Origin of the sequence: Sphingopyxis sp., assembly GCF_035998965.1 — a bacterium.
In the GTDB taxonomy this organism is placed as follows: domain Bacteria; phylum Pseudomonadota; class Alphaproteobacteria; order Sphingomonadales; family Sphingomonadaceae; genus Sphingopyxis.
The window spans coordinates 47,480-63,357 of the sequence record NZ_DASYHE010000041.1 but is presented as its reverse complement, the minus strand read 5'-3'; the positions used below and the strand labels follow the sequence as shown (position 1 = coordinate 63,357).

18 protein-coding genes and 1 other RNA gene are annotated in these 15,878 nt (G+C 63.9%); 11 read left to right on the top strand and 8 right to left on the bottom strand.

Translation table 11 applies throughout. From position 1 onward, the window contains the following. Nucleotides 1-53: 53 nt before the first annotated feature. On the bottom strand, nucleotides 54-956 hold the full coding sequence (gene rpoH / locus VGN68_RS07025) for an RNA polymerase sigma factor RpoH (protein ID WP_327475160.1): 903 nt from the start codon (nucleotides 954-956) through the stop codon (nucleotides 54-56). Between the two features lie 83 nt (nucleotides 957-1,039). Beyond that, a complete protein-coding gene (locus VGN68_RS07020; RefSeq protein WP_327475158.1) occupies nucleotides 1,040-1,996 on the bottom strand; it encodes an RluA family pseudouridine synthase in 957 nt (318 codons plus the stop codon). A 250-nt stretch (nucleotides 1,997-2,246) separates the two neighbouring features. Between VGN68_RS07020 and VGN68_RS07015 the strand changes: the two genes are divergently transcribed. Further along, nucleotides 2,247-2,891 (top strand): histidine phosphotransferase family protein, encoded by a 645-nt coding sequence (locus tag VGN68_RS07015; RefSeq protein ID WP_293703306.1) that lies wholly within the window; start codon nucleotides 2,247-2,249, stop codon nucleotides 2,889-2,891. A 39-nt stretch (nucleotides 2,892-2,930) separates the two neighbouring features. On the opposite strand, the gene VGN68_RS07010 is transcribed toward VGN68_RS07015, so the two are convergent. Beyond that, a complete protein-coding gene (locus VGN68_RS07010; RefSeq protein ID WP_327475155.1) occupies nucleotides 2,931-3,230 on the bottom strand; it encodes a HigA family addiction module antitoxin in 300 nt (99 codons plus the stop codon). Then, a complete protein-coding gene (locus VGN68_RS07005) occupies nucleotides 3,230-3,517 on the bottom strand; it encodes a type II toxin-antitoxin system RelE/ParE family toxin (RefSeq protein WP_327475153.1) in 288 nt (95 codons plus the stop codon). The genes VGN68_RS07010 and VGN68_RS07005 overlap by 1 nt, the downstream gene beginning before the upstream one ends. Before the next feature lie 148 nt (nucleotides 3,518-3,665). Between VGN68_RS07005 and VGN68_RS07000 the strand changes: the two genes are divergently transcribed. The 6 genes from VGN68_RS07000 to VGN68_RS06975 all read left to right on the top strand — a co-directional run bounded on the left by VGN68_RS07000 (nucleotide 3,666) and on the right by VGN68_RS06975 (nucleotide 9,693). Further along, nucleotides 3,666-6,098: a chemotaxis protein CheA gene (locus VGN68_RS07000; RefSeq protein WP_327475151.1), complete on the top strand. Its 2,433-nt coding sequence runs from the start codon at nucleotides 3,666-3,668 to the stop codon at nucleotides 6,096-6,098. Then, the gene (locus tag VGN68_RS06995; RefSeq protein ID WP_327475149.1) at nucleotides 6,095-6,532 is read left to right on the top strand and encodes a chemotaxis protein CheW; all 438 of its coding nucleotides are present in this window, start codon (nucleotides 6,095-6,097) and stop codon (nucleotides 6,530-6,532) included. The genes VGN68_RS07000 and VGN68_RS06995 overlap by 4 nt, the downstream gene beginning before the upstream one ends. Before the next feature lie 64 nt (nucleotides 6,533-6,596). Further along, nucleotides 6,597-6,971 carry a response regulator gene (locus tag VGN68_RS06990; protein ID WP_327475147.1) on the top strand — a complete coding sequence of 125 codons (375 nt, stop codon included), beginning with the start codon at nucleotides 6,597-6,599 and terminating at the stop codon, nucleotides 6,969-6,971. Nucleotides 6,972-6,981: 10 nt separating this feature from the next. Next, complete coding sequence (gene cheB, locus VGN68_RS06985; protein WP_327475145.1) at nucleotides 6,982-8,121, top strand: chemotaxis-specific protein-glutamate methyltransferase CheB; 1,140 nt, start codon at nucleotides 6,982-6,984, stop codon at nucleotides 8,119-8,121. Continuing rightward, complete coding sequence (locus VGN68_RS06980) at nucleotides 8,082-8,936, top strand: CheR family methyltransferase (RefSeq protein WP_327475143.1); 855 nt, start codon at nucleotides 8,082-8,084, stop codon at nucleotides 8,934-8,936. The genes cheB and VGN68_RS06980 overlap by 40 nt, the downstream gene beginning before the upstream one ends. A gap of 67 nt (nucleotides 8,937-9,003) precedes the next feature. Beyond that, a complete protein-coding gene (locus tag VGN68_RS06975) occupies nucleotides 9,004-9,693 on the top strand; it encodes an N-acetylmuramoyl-L-alanine amidase (protein WP_327475140.1) in 690 nt (229 codons plus the stop codon). Between the two features lie 60 nt (nucleotides 9,694-9,753). Here VGN68_RS06975 and VGN68_RS06970 read toward each other — a convergent pair whose 3' ends face one another. Next, nucleotides 9,754-10,173: a DUF3703 domain-containing protein gene (locus VGN68_RS06970; protein ID WP_327475138.1), complete on the bottom strand. Its 420-nt coding sequence runs from the start codon at nucleotides 10,171-10,173 to the stop codon at nucleotides 9,754-9,756. A gap of 332 nt (nucleotides 10,174-10,505) precedes the next feature. On the opposite strand from VGN68_RS06970, the gene rnpB reads away from it, so the two are divergent. Continuing rightward, nucleotides 10,506-10,897: RNase P RNA component class A (gene rnpB / locus VGN68_RS06965), an RNA gene on the top strand. A gap of 80 nt (nucleotides 10,898-10,977) precedes the next feature. After that, nucleotides 10,978-11,133 (top strand): hypothetical protein, encoded by a 156-nt coding sequence (locus VGN68_RS06960; RefSeq protein WP_293703321.1) that lies wholly within the window; start codon nucleotides 10,978-10,980, stop codon nucleotides 11,131-11,133. Between the two features lie 6 nt (nucleotides 11,134-11,139). Here VGN68_RS06960 and VGN68_RS06955 read toward each other — a convergent pair whose 3' ends face one another. The 3 genes from VGN68_RS06955 to VGN68_RS06945 form a co-directional block, all read right to left on the bottom strand. Then, the gene (locus VGN68_RS06955; protein ID WP_327475135.1) at nucleotides 11,140-11,796 is read right to left on the bottom strand and encodes a hypothetical protein; all 657 of its coding nucleotides are present in this window, start codon (nucleotides 11,794-11,796) and stop codon (nucleotides 11,140-11,142) included. Nucleotides 11,797-11,883: 87 nt separating this feature from the next. Further along, nucleotides 11,884-12,363 carry a transcription elongation factor GreB gene (gene greB / locus VGN68_RS06950; RefSeq protein WP_327475287.1) on the bottom strand — a complete coding sequence of 160 codons (480 nt, stop codon included), beginning with the start codon at nucleotides 12,361-12,363 and terminating at the stop codon, nucleotides 11,884-11,886. A gap of 8 nt (nucleotides 12,364-12,371) precedes the next feature. Further along, entirely contained in the window at nucleotides 12,372-14,399 is a 2,028-nt protein-coding gene (locus tag VGN68_RS06945) for a lytic transglycosylase domain-containing protein (RefSeq protein ID WP_414713023.1), read from the bottom strand. A 100-nt stretch (nucleotides 14,400-14,499) separates the two neighbouring features. On the opposite strand from VGN68_RS06945, the gene dapA reads away from it, so the two are divergent. Together dapA and smpB are read left to right on the top strand one after the other, a co-directional pair. Beyond that, a complete protein-coding gene (gene dapA, locus VGN68_RS06940; protein ID WP_327475132.1) occupies nucleotides 14,500-15,375 on the top strand; it encodes a 4-hydroxy-tetrahydrodipicolinate synthase in 876 nt (291 codons plus the stop codon). Between the two features lie 8 nt (nucleotides 15,376-15,383). Continuing rightward, nucleotides 15,384-15,869: an SsrA-binding protein SmpB gene (gene smpB, locus VGN68_RS06935; protein ID WP_088442006.1), complete on the top strand. Its 486-nt coding sequence runs from the start codon at nucleotides 15,384-15,386 to the stop codon at nucleotides 15,867-15,869. Nucleotides 15,870-15,878 lie beyond the last annotated feature (9 nt).

Genomic DNA, 15,878 nt, shown 5'->3' with positions numbered 1-15,878 from the left:
CGGCTGATTGACGTTACGCCATTTCAAGGCCGCCGGCTGTCTGGAAAAAATCGTCAGGCGTTGATGAGACGCCGATCACCAGCCAGTTTCAGCATCGCCTTTTGCAGCTTTTCGAACGCGCGCACTTCGATCTGGCGCACGCGCTCGCGGCTGACGTCGTACACCTGGCTCAGATCTTCCAGCGTCTTGGGGTCGTCGGTCAGGCGACGCTCGGTCAGGATATGGCGTTCGCGTTCGTTGAGCGTTTCCAGCGCTTCGCTGAGCAGCGAATGGCGCACATCGCGTTCCTGCGCCTCAGCCACGCGCTCATCCTGCAACGGGCCTTCGTCACCGAGCAGATCCTGCCACTGGCTGTCGCCATCCTCGCCCATCGGGACGTTCAGCGAGGTATCGCCGCCCATCGCCATGCGGCGGTTCATGCTGATCACTTCTTCCTCGGTGACACCCAAGTCGGTCGCGATCTTGGTCAGATGTTCGGGCGACAGGTCGCCATCCTCGAACGCCTCCAGATTGTTCTTCATTCGGCGCAGGTTGAAGAACAGCTTTTTCTGTGCCGCGGTGGTGCCCATTTTGACCAGGCTCCACGAGCGCAGGATGAATTCCTGGATCGACGCGCGAATCCACCACATCGCATAGGTCGCGAGGCGGAAGCCGCGTTCGGGGTCGAATTTCTTCACCCCCTGCATCAGGCCGATATTGCCTTCGCTGATCAGTTCGCTGACCGGCAGGCCATAGCCGCGGTAGCCCATGGCGATCTTCGCCACGAGCCGCAGGTGCGAGGTGACGAGCTGCGCCGCCGCTTCGTTGTCGCCATGCTCCTGAAACCGCTTCGCGAGCATATATTCCTGCTCGGGGGTCAGCAGGGGGAATTTGCGGATTTCCGACAAATAGCGGTTCAGGCTGGCTTCGCCGCCCAGCGCTGGAACCGTCGCCGGAACATTGCTTTTGTTAGCCATTGGAGAGCGTCTTCCCTTTGGTATCTGGAGTCAGAATATGCCGCCGTTGCTCTGGGCGGTCGAGATAGATTTTCATTCGAAACCTAAACGCGCAATTCGTCGATCAGTTCCCGCATATCCAAGGGGATTTCGCTGTCGAGCGCGATGTTGTTACCGGTCACCGGGTGAATAAAGCCCAAATGGGCCGCATGCAATGCCTGCCGCGCGAAATTGCGGGCTTTCAGCACCTCGGACAGCGGCTTTCGGGTGCGTCCATAGACCGGGTCGCCGACAAGCGGATGGCCGATATGCGCCATATGGACGCGCACCTGGTGCGTGCGTCCGGTCTCCAGCTGGCATTCGATCAAGCTGGCGTGGCGCAGCGGTTCGATCGTCCGATAATGCGTCACCGCCCGCTTGCCACGGTCGGCGGCGACCACCGCCATCTTCTTGCGATTGGTGTTCGACCGGCCGAGCGCCGCGTCGACGGTACCGCTGGCGGGCATCGGGCGCCCGGTGGCGAGGGCGAGATAGCGGCGATCGATGCTGTGCGCGGCGAACTGCCTGGCCAGCCCTTCGTGGGCGCGGTCATGCTTGGCGGCGACGATCAGTCCGCTGGTGTCCTTGTCGATGCGGTGGACGATGCCCGGGCGAGCAACGCCGCCGATCCCCGACAATTGTCCCGCGCAATGGTGGAGCAACGCATTGACCATCGTGCCGTCGAAATTGCCCGCGGCGGGATGGACGACCATGCCCGCAGGCTTGTCGACGACGATCAGATGTTCGTCCTCATAAGCGATGATCAGGCCCATGTCCTGCGCCACATTGTGCGTGGGCGTCGCAACCGGGACGCGAATTTCGAGCGCCGCCGGGAGTGCCGCTTTGGCTGATGGGTCGCGCAGGACCGCGCCGCTCGCGTCGCTGACGCGGCCATCCTTGATCAGGCTCTTCACCCGCTCGCGCGACAGATCGGGCAAGGCCTCAGCCAGCGCCCGGTCTAGCCGCACCCCAGCCGCGCTATCGTCGAGCGCCACGCTCAAAATATTGTCATCCCCCTGCATTGATGAGGATGTGGGTTTCGGGCGCGGAAGTTCAAGGGGACTGGGGAGGGCTTCGCGATCTGCTCAACCCTCCATTTTGTCACCGCGGCGAAGGCCGGGATCTCGCCGTTGATCGAGAACGCGACGTTGAGATCTCGGCTTTCGCCGGGATGACGAAAGTGTGGGGATCGTTCTTGCTCTGGACAGGGTCGGTGCCTTAGGGAGCATCCGCGAACCGGAAACGTCCGGCTTGCGGGGAGTTAACCAATCCATGTCCGACGACCGCGTCGATTTCGCCTCCATGCTGGCCTCGCGCCTGTGCCACGATCTGCTCAGCCCGGTGGGCGCCTTTGCCAACGGGCTCGAACTGCTTGCCGACGAAAAAGACCCGGCGATGCGCGAACGCTGTTTCGAACTGCTCGAACAAAGCGCGCGGACGTCGGCGAACAAGTTGAAATTCTTTCGTTTAGCGTTTGGCTCGGCCGGCGGCTTCGGCGAGCTGGTCCCGGCGGATGAGGCGAAATCAGCGATCCAAGGGATCATCGGTGATCGCGCAATCGACCTCAATTGGATGATCGGCAGCGATCCGTTGCCCAAACCGGCGGTGAAGATCATCCTCAACCTGTCGCTGCTGCTCGTCGATGCGCTGGTGCGCGGCGGGCGGCTTGACATTGGTTGCGAAAAGCAGGGCGACGCGACCGAAATCGCGCTGCATGTCGAGGCCGAACGCATCTTTCTCGACGCCGATGTTGAAACCATCCTCCGCGACGGCGAAGGCGCCACCGCGATGACCTCGCGCACCGCGCCCGCGGTGCTGGTGCAGGCGGTTGCGGCGCAGAACGGCGGTACGGTGATGCTCGCGCGCGAAACGCCAACGTCGCTGCTGGTCGGCGCCGTCCTCCGCGGACGGGGGTAACGCCTCGCTGCAAGGCGGGTACGCTAGCCCGTCCGAAAATTACGCTGCGATCAGGCTGCGCACGGCCAGTTCGACTCCATGCTCGCGGGCCTTGGCTAGTTCGTAGCGCGCCTGCATTCGCATCAGCGTTTCAGCCTTCAAGCCGAAAGCGCTCTCGAACCGGATCGCCATCTCGGCGGTCAGCGCATAGCGACCGTTCAGCAAGCCGCTGATCGCCTGGCGGCTGACGCCGAAAGCCTCGGCCAGATCGTTGATCTTGACGCCGTGCGCCTCGACAATCTCGGTTTTGAGCCATTCCCCGGCATGGATCGCGAACGACGGGTGAAGCTTGATAGCCATCAGTGATAATCCTCTAAATCCAGATCGATTACGGCATCCTGATCGTCGATCGAGAATGTCATGCGCCAGTTGCGCGTTACGTTCATCGCCCATGTCCCGGCACGGTTCCCGGTCAGGGGATGAAGGCCATAGTTGGGCGGCGTCGCAAGTTCGTCCACTGTGTCCGCGGCGATGATAAAGTTCAGCATCTTGAACAGCCGGTCGGTCAAATCACCCGGCAAACCCTTGGGCTTTCCGGTTTCCACGAACCGCCTGAGCGCCTTGTGCCGGATACTCTCGATCTCCACGCGTAAAGTAATGCCTTACGTTTTCCACTGGGTCAAGCGAATAATGTAAAGCTATGCCTTACTCGTCCACCGGTTGTTTTCAACACCCTATCGTACTACGGCGACCGGAGAGGAGAATATGCAAACCCTCCCTTAACCATTCTCGGCCATGGTGCAGCTTCAGTTTCTGGGGCGCACCGGTACCGTGATCGACGATCTGCTGAACGACTTTTTGGCCGAAACGGCGGAAATCCTTGCCGATGCCGGTGGGGCGCTTGTCGCGTGGGAGGCTGATCCCGCGGATCGCGCCCAGCTCGACGCCATTTTTCGCCTTGTCCACACGATCAAGGGCAGCTCGGGTTTCCTCGCTCTGCCGCGCGTTACCGCACTGTCGCATGCGGCCGAGGATGCGCTCGACCAGGTCCGCCGCGGCAACCGCGCGGCCAATGCCGCGCTCGTCACGGGCGTGCTTGGCATCATCGACCGGCTGAACATCCTGTGCGCGGTGCTGGGCAAGGACGGTATCGAACCGACCGGCGACGACAGCGATGTGATTGCGGCGCTCGCCGAACGGGCGGCGCCGGCCGAGACCGAATATGCGGTTGCCGGGGTGCCGCTGCGCCGCGACGATGATCTCCAGGCCGAACTGCAAAACTGGCGCTCGATCCGCGTTCCGCTGCCGCTGCTCGACAGCGTGATGACCGGCGTCACCGACATCGTGCTCGCGCGCAATGAATTCGCCCGGATGCTGCGCGAATCGGGCGCCAGCGCGGCGGTGATCGCGTCGTTCGACCGCCTGTCCGATTCGATCGCCGGGATGCGCCAGTCGGTCAGCCAGATGCGGATGCAGCGGATCGACAAGCTGTTTGCACCGCTGCCGCGGATCGTGCGCGACCTGGCGCAGGACATGGGCAAAAAAATTGCGTTCCAGACCAGCGGCGGCGAGGTCGAGCTCGACCGCGAGATGATGGAAAATATCCGCGACCCGCTGATCCACATCGTGCGCAACGCGATCGACCATGGCATCGAAGCGCTTGAGGACCGTGTAGCGGCAGGCAAGGACATCACCGCGACCATTTCGGTCTCGGCGCGCCAGTCGGGCAACCAGATCGAAATCGAAATTCGCGACGATGGCCGCGGCATGTCGCCCGACGCGCTGGTGGCCAAGGCCATCGCATCGCGGGCGATCACCGCCGCCGAAGCACGCACGCTGTCGCCCAAGGACAAGCTGGAACTTGTTTTTCGCCCCGGTTTTTCGACCGCGGCAAAAATCACCGAAGTTTCGGGACGCGGCGTCGGCATGGACATCGTCAAGGCGAATGTGGAGAAGATCGGCGGCGTCGTCGAGCTGCGCAACGACGAAGGGCGGGGGCTTTCCATCCTGCTTCGCGTGCCGATGACGCTGACGATCATTTCGGGGCTGATGGTGCGCGCGGCGGGGCAGTATTTTGCCATTCCGCGCGGTGCGGTCCGGGAAATCCTGCTCGAAAATGGCGACACGGTGCGGATCGACCGCGTTGGCGGCGGCGAATTGGCGATGGTGCGCGGCGAACAATATCCGCTGCTGCGGCTCGAAACGGTGCTCGGACGCGAAGCGAGCGACGACGATGATGTCGATGACCGGGCGCTGGTGATCGTGCGGCCGGGGCAGGGGCAAAGCTATGCGCTCAGCGTCGCGGCGATCCACGATCATGAGGAACTGGTAATCAAACCCGCCGCGCCGATGATCATGGCGACCGGGCTTTATGCCGGGACGACCTTACCCGACAATGGCCGCCCGGTGTTGCTGCTCGACGTCCAGGGGCTGGTGGCCGCCGCAGCGATCGACGCGACCGAAACCGGCCGCAATCATGACCAGATGGCCGCCGCCGAGGCGCAGGCCAACGCGGCGCGCAATGCGGCGCAGCTGCTGTTGTTCCGCGACACCAACGGCCGGGTTCGCGGGGTCCGGTTGTCAGTGATCGAGCGGGTCGAGGAAGTGCCCGCATCGGCGCTGTTCGAAAGCGCTGGCCGGGTTCAGGCGCAGATCGGCGATGATATTTTTTCGGTTCACGCCGCAAAACTGCCCGATGCGGAGGGGTCGCTGAAATTGTTGCGGCTGTTCGACGGTCAGTCAGTGCTCTGCTATCCGATCGCCGAAGTCATCGATATCGTCCGCTTGCCCGATGCGGTACAGCCGTCGGCGGCGCCGGGGCTCATCGCGGGCGTCGTGCTGGTCAGCGGCGAGCCCGTCGAACTGATCGATCCTTTCTGGCTGATGGCGCAATATGCCGCATCGGATGCAGACGCCGCGCCGAACCAGCCCCTCTGCCGCCTCGCTGACGATCATGATGGCTGGGGCAGCAATTTTCTCGCGCCGATCTTGCGCAGCGCCGGTTACCGGGTGGTGTCGGACAAGGATGTGGTGGACGAGGCGCCCGATGTCTTGCTCTGCCTGACCGAAGATGGCGCGTCCTGCGCGCATATCGGCGACGAAATCCCCATTATCCGTCTGCGCAGCGCGATTGCCGCGGCGGGGCCGGACGACGAAACCGTCTATCGTTACGACCGCCAGGCGCTGCTCGACGCGCTGGCGCGCCGCGTCGGGGGAGGCCGCGCATGATGGAAAAGCTCTATCTGATCGCGCGCATCGCCGACACGCGCGTCGCGCTGCGCAGCCGCGCCATCAACTCGGTGGTGACCGTCGGCATTCCGGTCGAAGTCCCCGGCGCGCCGCCCCATGTCGCGGGGCTGTTCGCGCTGCGCAGCCGTGTGTTCACGCTGATCGATCCGCATGTTGTCATCGGTCTGCCGCCGGTGCCGGTTGCCGCGGGGCAGCGGGTGATCGTCGTTGATGTCGCCGACCATGGCTATGCGCTGCTCGCCGACGCGATCGAGGATGTCTGTTTTATCGAAGCGCCCGAAACGCGGGTTGCCGGAAAATTGCTGCCCGGTTGGGCGCGGGTTGCCGATGGCATGATCGAGCATCAGGGCGCTTCGCTGCTCGTCGTCGATCCGTCGCATTTCATCACTTTACCCGTGATGAAAGCGGCGTGAGTTAACGGGCTAGACACTCCTTGAAACTAGCATGATGTGAAATCTGGGTGTTGCGGAGGAATGAATGTCGAAATCTTGTCTGGTTGTCGATGACAGCAAAGTCATTCGCAAGGTCGCGCGCCATATTCTTGAAAGCATGGCCTTTGCGGTGGATGAAGCCGCCGACGGGCAGGAGGCCTTGACCTATTGCCGCACCAATCGCCCCGACGTCATCCTGCTCGACTGGAACATGCCGGTGATGAGCGGGATGGAGTTTCTCGGCGCGTTCAACGACCTCGACTATGGGCATGAAGAGCGGCCGCGCGTGGTGTTTTGCACCACCGAGAACAGCATCGACCATATCCGCGCCGCAATCGAAGCCGGCGCCGACGAATATGTCATGAAGCCGTTCGACCGTGAAACGCTGGAAGGAAAATTGCAGCTCGTCGGCGTCGCATAAGGCGATGGCTATGGCGCGTCCGCTACCCCTGGCTTCCGATCCCGAACCGTCGGCGCGAACGGTGCGGGTCATGCTGGTCGACGACAGCCTGGTCGTCCGCAGCATTCTCGAACGCATCGTCGATCAACGCGCGGGGCTCGAAATTTGTGCCTCGGTGGCCTCCGCTCATGACGCGCTTGCCTTCCTTGCTCGCGAACCAGTCGACGTCGTCGTGCTCGACATTGAAATGCCCGGGATGAGCGGCATTGATGCCCTGCCGCACATCCTGACGCGCGCCGCAAAAGCCCGCGTGCTCATCCTCTCGTCCAACTGTGTCGAGGGCGGTCCGGCGGCGATCGAAGCGCTCGCGCTCGGCGCCAGCGATACGCTGGCCAAGCCCGGCCGCGGCAGCTTTTCGGGCCGCTTTGCCGAGGTGCTGACCGAGCGCATCATGACGCTGGGCAACCAGCAGGATTTCCCGGCGCCGGTCCCCGTCGCCGAGCGCCGCGCCCCGCCGCCTGTCGCGCTGGCAATCGACAGCGACCAGCCGATCGAATGCATTGCTGTCGCCGCGTCGACCGGCGGGATTCCGGCTTTCACCAATTTCCTTGCCAATCTTGATCCACGCATCGCCGCTCCGATCCTGCTCACCCAGCATCTGCCCGACGCCTTCATGGAATTTTACGCCAAGCAGATCGCGACGATCACCGACCGTAAAGTATCGGTTGCACAGGCGGGGATGACGGTCGAGCGCGGCCATATCTACCTCGCGCCGGGGGACGCGCATCTGCTCGTGGTGAAGAACGGGCGCCGTCATGAAATCGCGCTCGACCGTCGCGCCGTCGATAATGGCTGCTGCCCCTCGGCCGATCCGATGCTCGATTCCGTCGCCGACGTTTATGGCAAAAGCGGCGTCGCGGTGATCCTTAGCGGCATGGGCCGCGATGGCGTCATCGGCGCGGCGCGGCTGAAAGAGGCGGGCGGGACGATTTTTGCGCAGGCGCCTGAAAGCTGCGTCATCTGGGGCATGCCCGGCGCGGTCGCCAAAGCGGGAATTGCCGCCGCCACGCTCAACCCCGACGCCATCGCGCTGATGCTCGGCAGCTTTCTGCCCGGTCGTCACAAGCCGCGATGGGCGCCAGCGCCAGCGAATCGGCCTACCGCGTCCTGATGGGCGTGCTCGAATCGCGGACCGGACAGACGCTATCGCCCAGCCGCATCTGGCGCATCGAAATGTCGCTGAAGCCGGTGATGCAGCGCCACAATATCGCCGATCTCGACGCGCTGGTCGCCGGGTTGGTCACGTCAAACAGTCGCCAACTGCTTGACGATACCGTCGACGCGATGCTCAACAACGAGACCTATTTCTATCGCGAATACAGCCTGTTCGATGACATCGCTGCAACGGTGCTTGATAAGCTGCGCGAGATCAACAAGCTGCGCCGCCGACTGACGATCTGGCATTGCGGCGTCTCGACCGGCCAAGAGGCCTATTCGCTGGCCATGCTGATTGCCGAACAGGGCGAAAAATGGGCGGGGTGGCAGGTCGATATCGTCGGCACCGACGTCAGCTATCACGCGATTAGCCGCGCCCGCGTCGGCCTGTACAGCCAGTTCGAGATCCAGCGCGGGCTGCCGGTCCAGCGGATGGTGCGCTGGTTCGATCAGACCGAGGCTGGCTGGCTGGTCAAAGCCGATATCCGCCGCCGCATCGATTTTTCGGTGCAGAACATGTTGACCGACCGGCCACCGCTCGCCAGCCCCGCCGACCTCATTTTCTGTCGCAATTTGCTGCTCTATTTCTCTGCGCCGATGCGGCAAAAGGCATTCGCAAAGCTGCGGGCGATGGCGGCGCCGCAAAGCTTTCTTGTTCTGGGCGCGGGCGAAACCGTGCTTGGGCAAACGGACCAGTTCGTCGCGAGTCCGCGTTTACGCGGTTTGTACGAACCCGCCGACCAGCAAGTGCGCCGCGCGGCGGCGGCCTGACCTTGCTTTTTACGCGCCACTGGCGCAATCGACGAACTGACAAGCACAGGACGGGTCTTCCGAGCGCATGAGCGATTTTATCGAACGCTGGTCTCCCAATTTCGACGAGCGCGCGCTGCCCATCTCGATGATCGTGCTGCACTACACCGGTATGAAGAGCGGCGCCGAAGCGATTGATTGGCTTGCCAATCCCGACTCGAAAGTCTCGGCGCATTATGTCGTCAGCGAGGACGGTCAGATCACTCAGATGGTGCCTGAGGAAAAACGCGCCTGGCACGCAGGTAAATCGCATTGGCGCGGGATCAGCGACATCAATTCGGCGAGCGTCGGGATCGAGATCGTCAACCCCGGGCACGAATGGGGCTATGTCCCGTTCCCAGACCCGCAGGTCGGCTCGGTCGTCCGCCTCGTCCACCTGATCAAGGACCGCTACGCGATCACCCGCGGCAATGTCGTCGGCCATTCGGACATCGCCCCGACGCGCAAGCAAGATCCGGGCGAATTGTTCCCATGGGAAGAACTGGCCCGCCGCCGTCTGGCACTGCCGCGCCCGCGCAAGAAGCTGACCGATCCGCTATGGACCGATGCGGGGTTCCTGCTGGCCCTCGAACGCTTCGGCTATGACGTGACCGACGGTTTTGCGGCGACAGTTGCCTTCCAGCGCCGCTTTCGCCCCGAACTGATCGATGGCACGATCGACGGCGAGTGCCGGGCGATCCTGCTGGGGCTGTTGCTGCCGCAGCCCGAGGGGAACTGAGGACCGGTATCGCCGTCGCGTTCGCGGCAACAAGAGGCACGCCGTCTTGTCGGTATCGGTTTAGCGCACAACTAACAGATAGGCGGCGATGACCGCGGCGACCAGAACAGCGCGCAGGATCAACCCGTTACGCAGCGAATGACCTTCAAGATGGGCTTGCAGGTCCGCTGGGATCGGCATCGGCCGTGTTGCCGAAACGTCCGCGCCGCCCGTGTTGCCGACCGGCACCCAGCCCGCCAGGTGGAAGGGACCCGCGCCGATCAGGCGGACCAACTGGCCGCGCGCTTCGCTGCGATCCCCTTGCTTGCGCGCGAGCAGCAACATCCGGAAATGCGTCTGGACATGCGTCCAGTAGCGACGCTGGCCCAAGATATGCGCGCGTTCCAAATGATGTTTGGCTAGCGCCATATCGCTCGTCGCCTCGGCAGCGCGCGCTGCCGCCATTTCGTTCGCGAACGCGGATTTCAGGGCGGACTTCATAAAAGGCGTCTCCGGGAATCAGGGACGAAAATATCATAGATGTTGCGGCCCGAACGAGCGCCGAAGGGAACTAGTATACTGTTTGTGAGCGGCAGGTGGCACCAGTTGCGGACGTTACCCTTCCTCCCCGGCACCGGGAGGGGGACCGCCCCCAAGCGGTGGTGGAGGGGTCGCGGCGGTGCCTTATAACGCGAGGTTCCGACCCCTCCGTCAGCCCTGCGGGCTGCCACCTCCCCGTTCCGGGGAGGATCGGCAACGTCCGCTTCCCACCCCAAACCACCACACCCCGCAATCGCTCGCCATGCGCCGGCATTCGCGCTATACTCGCACCGCCAGAGGGTTGGGCGATCGCCGCCGGTGGGGTATCCTGCCGGGGGAGGAAAGTCCGGGCTCCACGGAAATCACGGTGCCGGATAACGTCCGGCGGGCTGGCCCTCGGGCCGGTTCAGGGAAAGTGCCACAGAGAGCAAACCGCCACGGCTTCGGCCCGGCGAAAGGTGAAAGGGTGCGGTAAGAGCGCACCGCGCGGCTGGCAACAGGCGCGGCACGGCAAACCCCACCGGGAGCAAGGTCGAATAGGGACGGTACGGAGCAATCCAGGGCTGATTCCGGCCCAGCCGTCCGGGTTGACTGCTTGAGCGTTCGGGTAACCGTTCGCCTAGAGGAATGATCGCCCATCCCCGTAAGGGGTGGACAGAACCCGGCTTATAGACCCTCTGGCAACATTCTCTCCCCGACACCGCGCGGGAACGCCCGTGCGCTGTCCGCGTTCTATGCCGGACCAGTTGAAAAGGGATACGCATCATGAAAGTCGTCGATGAGCATGTCGAAGTGACGGAGACCGAAGCCAGCGGCGGGGTCAAGGGCCACAATGTGCGCTATGTGCTGGCCTTTTCGCTGATCGCGGTGGTAATCGTGATGTCGGCGATCTGGATCATCCCGGCACTGCTCCAGCCCTGATTGCGATCATTCCGCCTTGGCAACGCGGACGAGTTCTGCTTCCGGATCGGGTGTTTCCTCCATGTAGATGGTGCGTGCCGGTTGGCTGAACCGGCGCGTATGAAGCCTTTTATAGCCACGGTCGCCCGTGGTCGGGACGGTGAGCTTGGTGGTGTTGATATCGCCGGTCGCGACATTCCAGCTCATTTCGCGGCCTTCATGCGCAAATGTGCGGCTGTACACCGTGGCATCCAGGCCGATCAGCCGCATCCGGGGCCGCTCCGCCGTGCGGACGGCGCGATACCGGTAGGTAGCCGATAAGGCCGTGCTGCCGCCGGTCAAATCGCGGATCGTCAGGACGCCTTTTGCGATTTTCAGTTCCGCGGGACCGATCGGAAGCGGTTCGAGTTTCAATTCGCCGCCAATCTCGTGCCCGATATCGACGTCGCTGCGATAGCTGAGCATGACGCGCAGCGTTCGCGCGTCAGGGCTAGCGACGACATACACGGTGTCGGTATCGCCGTCGCCGTTGAGGTCACCGTCGGCGCGCGTCTCGATTTCTTCGCCGCGTTCGAGCCACCCCTTCAACATTTCGTCGGTAACAGGCGGCATCGCAGTACGATCTTCCGTGGCGTGAGCCGTACCGGTCAGCAAGAGCGCGGCCATGACCATTGCGTTTCGCATCGCCCCAAACTCCCTCATCCGGTCCAGATTATCATCTGTTAGCTGTCGGTCCAGCCCGCTTCAGTGACGGCGCGCACTGTGAAGCGCCTAGCGATATTCGATTGCGACGACTTCCCATTGCTTCGGCCCCGACGGCAGTTGGACCACCCGCACATCGCCGACCGCGGCGCCGCGCAGGGCGCGGGCGAGCGGGCTGTTCCAGCCGATCCGGCCGACGCCCGCTTCGGCTTCATCATCGCCGACGAGGGTGACGGTGCGCCGCGCATCGTCGTCGTCGGCGAGCTCGGCGGTGGCGCCGAACCAGATGCGGCTTTTGTCAGGCTGCTCCGCTGGATCGACCACGCGGGCTGCCTTCATCCGGCGCGCCAGGAACGACAGCCGCCGGTCGATCTCACGCAGCCGTTTGCGGCCATAGATATAGTCGCCATTCTCACTGCGGTCGCCGTTGCCCGCGGCCCAACTGATCACCTCGACGAGCTTCGGCCGCTCATCCCCGAGCAGCGCGTCATATTCGGCGCGCAGCGCGGCAAAGCCGGTCGGCGAAATGATGTTGCTGCGTTCCCCCACCACGCGGATTACCCCGGCGTGCGTTTGCCGAGGTAGAAGCTGAGCGGCGCCTGCGGCAGCGTTTTTCCGGGTTGCAGCGTGTCGTAAACGACCGCATTTTCCAGCACGCGCTGCACGTAATTCCTGGTCTCAAAGATCGGGATCGCCTCGATCCAGTCGAGCATCTCGATCGATCCGGTGCGCGGGTCGCCATTGGCGCGTAGCCACTTGTTCACATTGCCCGGCCCGGCATTATACGCCGCGACGGCGAGCGGGTAGCTGCCGCCATAATAGCGCAGCATCTGCTGGAAATAGGTCGACCCGAGCATCATGTTGTAGTTGGTGTCACTGGTCAGCAGATCGCGGTTGTACGAGAGGCCGAGCTTGCCCGCGACCTCGTTCGCGGTGGCTGGCATCAGCTGCATCATCCCGCGGGCGCCGGCATGGCTGATCGCTTGCCGGTCGAACTGGCTTTCCTGGCGGGTGATCGCGTGGATGAAGGTCCAGTTGCCTTCGTGACCTGCAGGCACGCGCACGGTGGGGAAACCGGCGACCTCGACCGCGTCGAGGCTGTTCGCCTGCGCGCTGCGGCCGATCATGACGCCCAGGTCGGGGCGGCCGATCTGCGAGGCCAGCTGTCCCGCGAGGACATGGTCGGCGGGCGACGTCGCCTTTTGCGACAGCGCGCGCAGGAACAGGGTCTGCTCACGCCACGCGCCGATTTCGCCGAGCGCGCGCGCGGCGCGGACCAGTCGGTCGTCGTTGAAGTTGCGCTTTTCGTCGTCGCTGACCCGGATTGTCGGGTTGGGGGTCGGCTTGGGCTGCGGACGGCCCAGCCGTTCGAGCGCGAGCTGGCCATAGAATTGGTCATAATGCTGGGCGGCATCGGCGAAATGCGCATTGGCGGTGCCGCGGTCGCCGGCTGCCAGCGCCGCGCGTCCGGCCCAATAAAAGCCCTTGGTACGCGTCTGCGCCGATCGCGCCGCTTCGCCATAAGCGCGGTACAGTTTCACCGCCTCGGCAGGGCGGCGCAGATCCTTGTACGCCAGCTGGCCCGCGAGCCACGCCAGCGACGTGTAATCGTCGCGGACGCTGAGCGGGGTTTCGCGGATCACCGTTCCCGGCGGGAACGCATCGTCGATCTGCCGCGCAATATTATAGGCGGTCAGCTTGTCGCCGCCACTGTCGGCCTGCCGCGCGTTGGTCAGCAGTGTTTCGATCCATTCCTCGGGATCGGTTGGCGCCTTGGCGAGCGAGCGGGGCGCCGCCAGCAACGCGCGCGCTTCGCCGACGCGGCCGGTCTGGCGCAGCCAGGTCGCCTTGTCGGTGATATAACCGGCATCGCTGCGGATCAGCGACGGATTGGCGCTTTCGACCGCCGAGGCCTGAAACGCGGCGTCCACTGCGCTGCTGCGCATCGCGAGGCGCGCGGCAAAGACGCTGCGCCGTTCGGGTGAGGTATAGGCAAGCTGTCGGCTCGCTGCGCCGGTCGCGCCCGACCACAGCAGCCGGTCCATTCGCGCGTCATGATCGGCAGGCGTGATCGCGCCCGGGAACAAGCCGAGCACGCGGCTGGTCTCGGCATCGTCCAACGGCCCGCTGACCCACGCGCGGCGCACCGCGGCATTGGCCTCGTCACGGCGGCCCGATGCGTTAAGCGCCAGCGCGTGGCGCAAATGGCCGCTGGCGGTCTGCGGCGGATAGGCCTGAAAATAGGCGAGGGTGCGCGGCGGATCGAAGCTGTCGATCGCGATCGCCTTTTCGGCGCGGGTGCGCATCTTGTCGGCGTCGGGCCAGCCCTTGTTGGTCATCAGGAAGCGCGACAGCTGGTCGAATGAGGCGCCGGTGTTGGCGGTCAGCCGCCGCCATTCCATCACCGCATCGCCGACCGAATTGGTGGCGGGCGGCGGTCCCGCAGTTGAGGCCAGCCCCATCTGGGCGCGATACCATGCCATCTGCTCAGGAGTGAGTTCGCTGGCGGTGGCCGCCGTCGGAATGAGGAGGGCCATGGCGAGCGCCAGGCGCGAAATACGGGGCAGCGTGTTCATGCCGTGCATGTTAGTGCCAAACTCCTTGCGGGGCGCTGAATAGGCGTCCATTAGCGGCGCGCCGTCGGGACTCTACCGGCTGGGCCGTGTTTTTGTAAAGGAGCGGGGCATGTTTTCGGGGTCTATTCCCGCTTTGGTGACGCCATTTCGCGATGGGGCGTTCGACGCGCCCGCCTTCGCGCGCCTTATCGATTGGCAGATCAAAGAAGGGACCAGCGCGCTGGTCCCGTGCGGTACGACCGGCGAAAGCCCGACGCTGGGGTTCGACGAACATTATCAGGTGATCGACAGCTGCATCCAGGCCGCAGCGGGCCGGGTGCCGGTGATCGCCGGGTGCGGGTCGAATGACACCGCCACCGCGGTTCGCCATATGCGTTATGCGCAAGCGGCTGGAGCTACGGCGGCGCTGGTGGTTGCCCCCTATTACAACAAGCCTAGCCAAGAGGGGATGCTCGCGCACTTCAAGGCGCTGGCCGACGCGAGCGACCTGCCGATCGTCGTCTATAACGTCCCTGGCCGCACGGTCGCCGACATCAGCGCCGAAACGCTGTGCAAGCTCGCGGAAATCCCGTCGGTCGTTGCTATCAAGGATGCGAGCGGCGATCTGGCGCGCGTGACCATCCAGCGCGCGGGTGCCGGGCAGGATTTCTGCCAGCTGAGCGGCAACGACGATCTGTGGTTGCCGCACGCGGTGATGGGCGGCGTGGGCTGTATTTCAGTTACCGCCAATGTCGCGCCGCGGCTCTGCGCCGATTTTGCTGCCGCGTGTGCTGCGGCCGACTGGGCGCGGGCGCTGGTGTTGCACGGTCGCCTGTTCGGCCTGCATCAGGCGATGTTCTCCGACACCTCGCCGGGACCGGTCAAATATGCGCTGTCGCGGGTCCACGACTGGTTTTCGCCCGAAGTGCGCCTACCTATCATTCCGGCGAACGCTGCTTCGCGCGCCGCCGTCGATGCCGCGCTGTCCGCGGCAGGAGTGATTTAGGTTTCATCATGGCCCGTCCGCAGTCCGCCGCCGAATTTGACAAGAAAAAGGTCGTCGCCGAAAACCGGCGCGCGCGGTTCGACTTTGCCATCGAACAGGTGTTCGAGGCCGGGATCGCGCTCCAGGGTACCGAGGTCAAATCGCTGCGCTTCGGCGAAGGCACAATCGCGGAGAGTTATGCCGAGGTGAAGGGCAATGAGGTGTGGCTGATCAACAGCAACATCCCCGAATTCAGCCACGGCAACCGCCACAATCATGAGCCCAAGCGCCCACGCAAGCTACTTTTGAGCGGCCGCGAGATCAACAAGATGTACGCTGGTGTCGCGCGGCAGGGGATGACGTTGGTCCCGCTCTCTGTCTATTTCAACAGTCGCGGCCGCGCGAAGGTCGAGCTTGCGCTCGCCAAGGGCAAGAAGGCGCATGACAAGCGGGAGTCGATCAAGGAACGCGACTGGAAGCGTGACAAGCAGCGACTGATGAAAGAGCGCGGGTGAGCGGCGGCA

What these genes read in the sequence shown, in the direction of transcription:
- VGN68_RS06980 (WP_327475143.1), top strand. Translation starts at nt 8,082, where the DNA reads ATGGGCGCCAGCGCCAGCGAATCGGCCTACCGCGTCCTGATGGGCGTG.
- VGN68_RS06960 (WP_293703321.1), top strand. Translation starts at nt 10,978, where the DNA reads ATGAAAGTCGTCGATGAGCATGTCGAAGTGACGGAGACCGAAGCCAGC.
- VGN68_RS06945 (WP_414713023.1), bottom strand. Translation starts at nt 14,399, where the DNA reads ATGCACGGCATGAACACGCTGCCCCGTATTTCGCGCCTGGCGCTCGCC.
- dapA (WP_327475132.1), top strand. Translation starts at nt 14,500, where the DNA reads ATGTTTTCGGGGTCTATTCCCGCTTTGGTGACGCCATTTCGCGATGGG.
- VGN68_RS06990 (WP_327475147.1), top strand. Translation starts at nt 6,597, where the DNA reads ATGTCGAAATCTTGTCTGGTTGTCGATGACAGCAAAGTCATTCGCAAG.
- VGN68_RS06970 (WP_327475138.1), bottom strand. Translation starts at nt 10,173, where the DNA reads ATGAAGTCCGCCCTGAAATCCGCGTTCGCGAACGAAATGGCGGCAGCG.
- VGN68_RS07010 (WP_327475155.1), bottom strand. Translation starts at nt 3,230, where the DNA reads ATGGCTATCAAGCTTCACCCGTCGTTCGCGATCCATGCCGGGGAATGG.
- cheB (WP_327475145.1), top strand. Translation starts at nt 6,982, where the DNA reads ATGGCGCGTCCGCTACCCCTGGCTTCCGATCCCGAACCGTCGGCGCGA.
- VGN68_RS07015 (WP_293703306.1), top strand. Translation starts at nt 2,247, where the DNA reads ATGTCCGACGACCGCGTCGATTTCGCCTCCATGCTGGCCTCGCGCCTG.
- VGN68_RS06955 (WP_327475135.1), bottom strand. Translation starts at nt 11,796, where the DNA reads ATGCGAAACGCAATGGTCATGGCCGCGCTCTTGCTGACCGGTACGGCT.
- VGN68_RS07020 (WP_327475158.1), bottom strand. Translation starts at nt 1,996, where the DNA reads ATGCAGGGGGATGACAATATTTTGAGCGTGGCGCTCGACGATAGCGCG.
- VGN68_RS07000 (WP_327475151.1), top strand. Translation starts at nt 3,666, where the DNA reads ATGGTGCAGCTTCAGTTTCTGGGGCGCACCGGTACCGTGATCGACGAT.
- VGN68_RS06975 (WP_327475140.1), top strand. Translation starts at nt 9,004, where the DNA reads ATGAGCGATTTTATCGAACGCTGGTCTCCCAATTTCGACGAGCGCGCG.
- rpoH (WP_327475160.1), bottom strand. Translation starts at nt 956, where the DNA reads ATGGCTAACAAAAGCAATGTTCCGGCGACGGTTCCAGCGCTGGGCGGC.
- smpB (WP_088442006.1), top strand. Translation starts at nt 15,384, where the DNA reads ATGGCCCGTCCGCAGTCCGCCGCCGAATTTGACAAGAAAAAGGTCGTC.
- VGN68_RS06995 (WP_327475149.1), top strand. Translation starts at nt 6,095, where the DNA reads ATGATGGAAAAGCTCTATCTGATCGCGCGCATCGCCGACACGCGCGTC.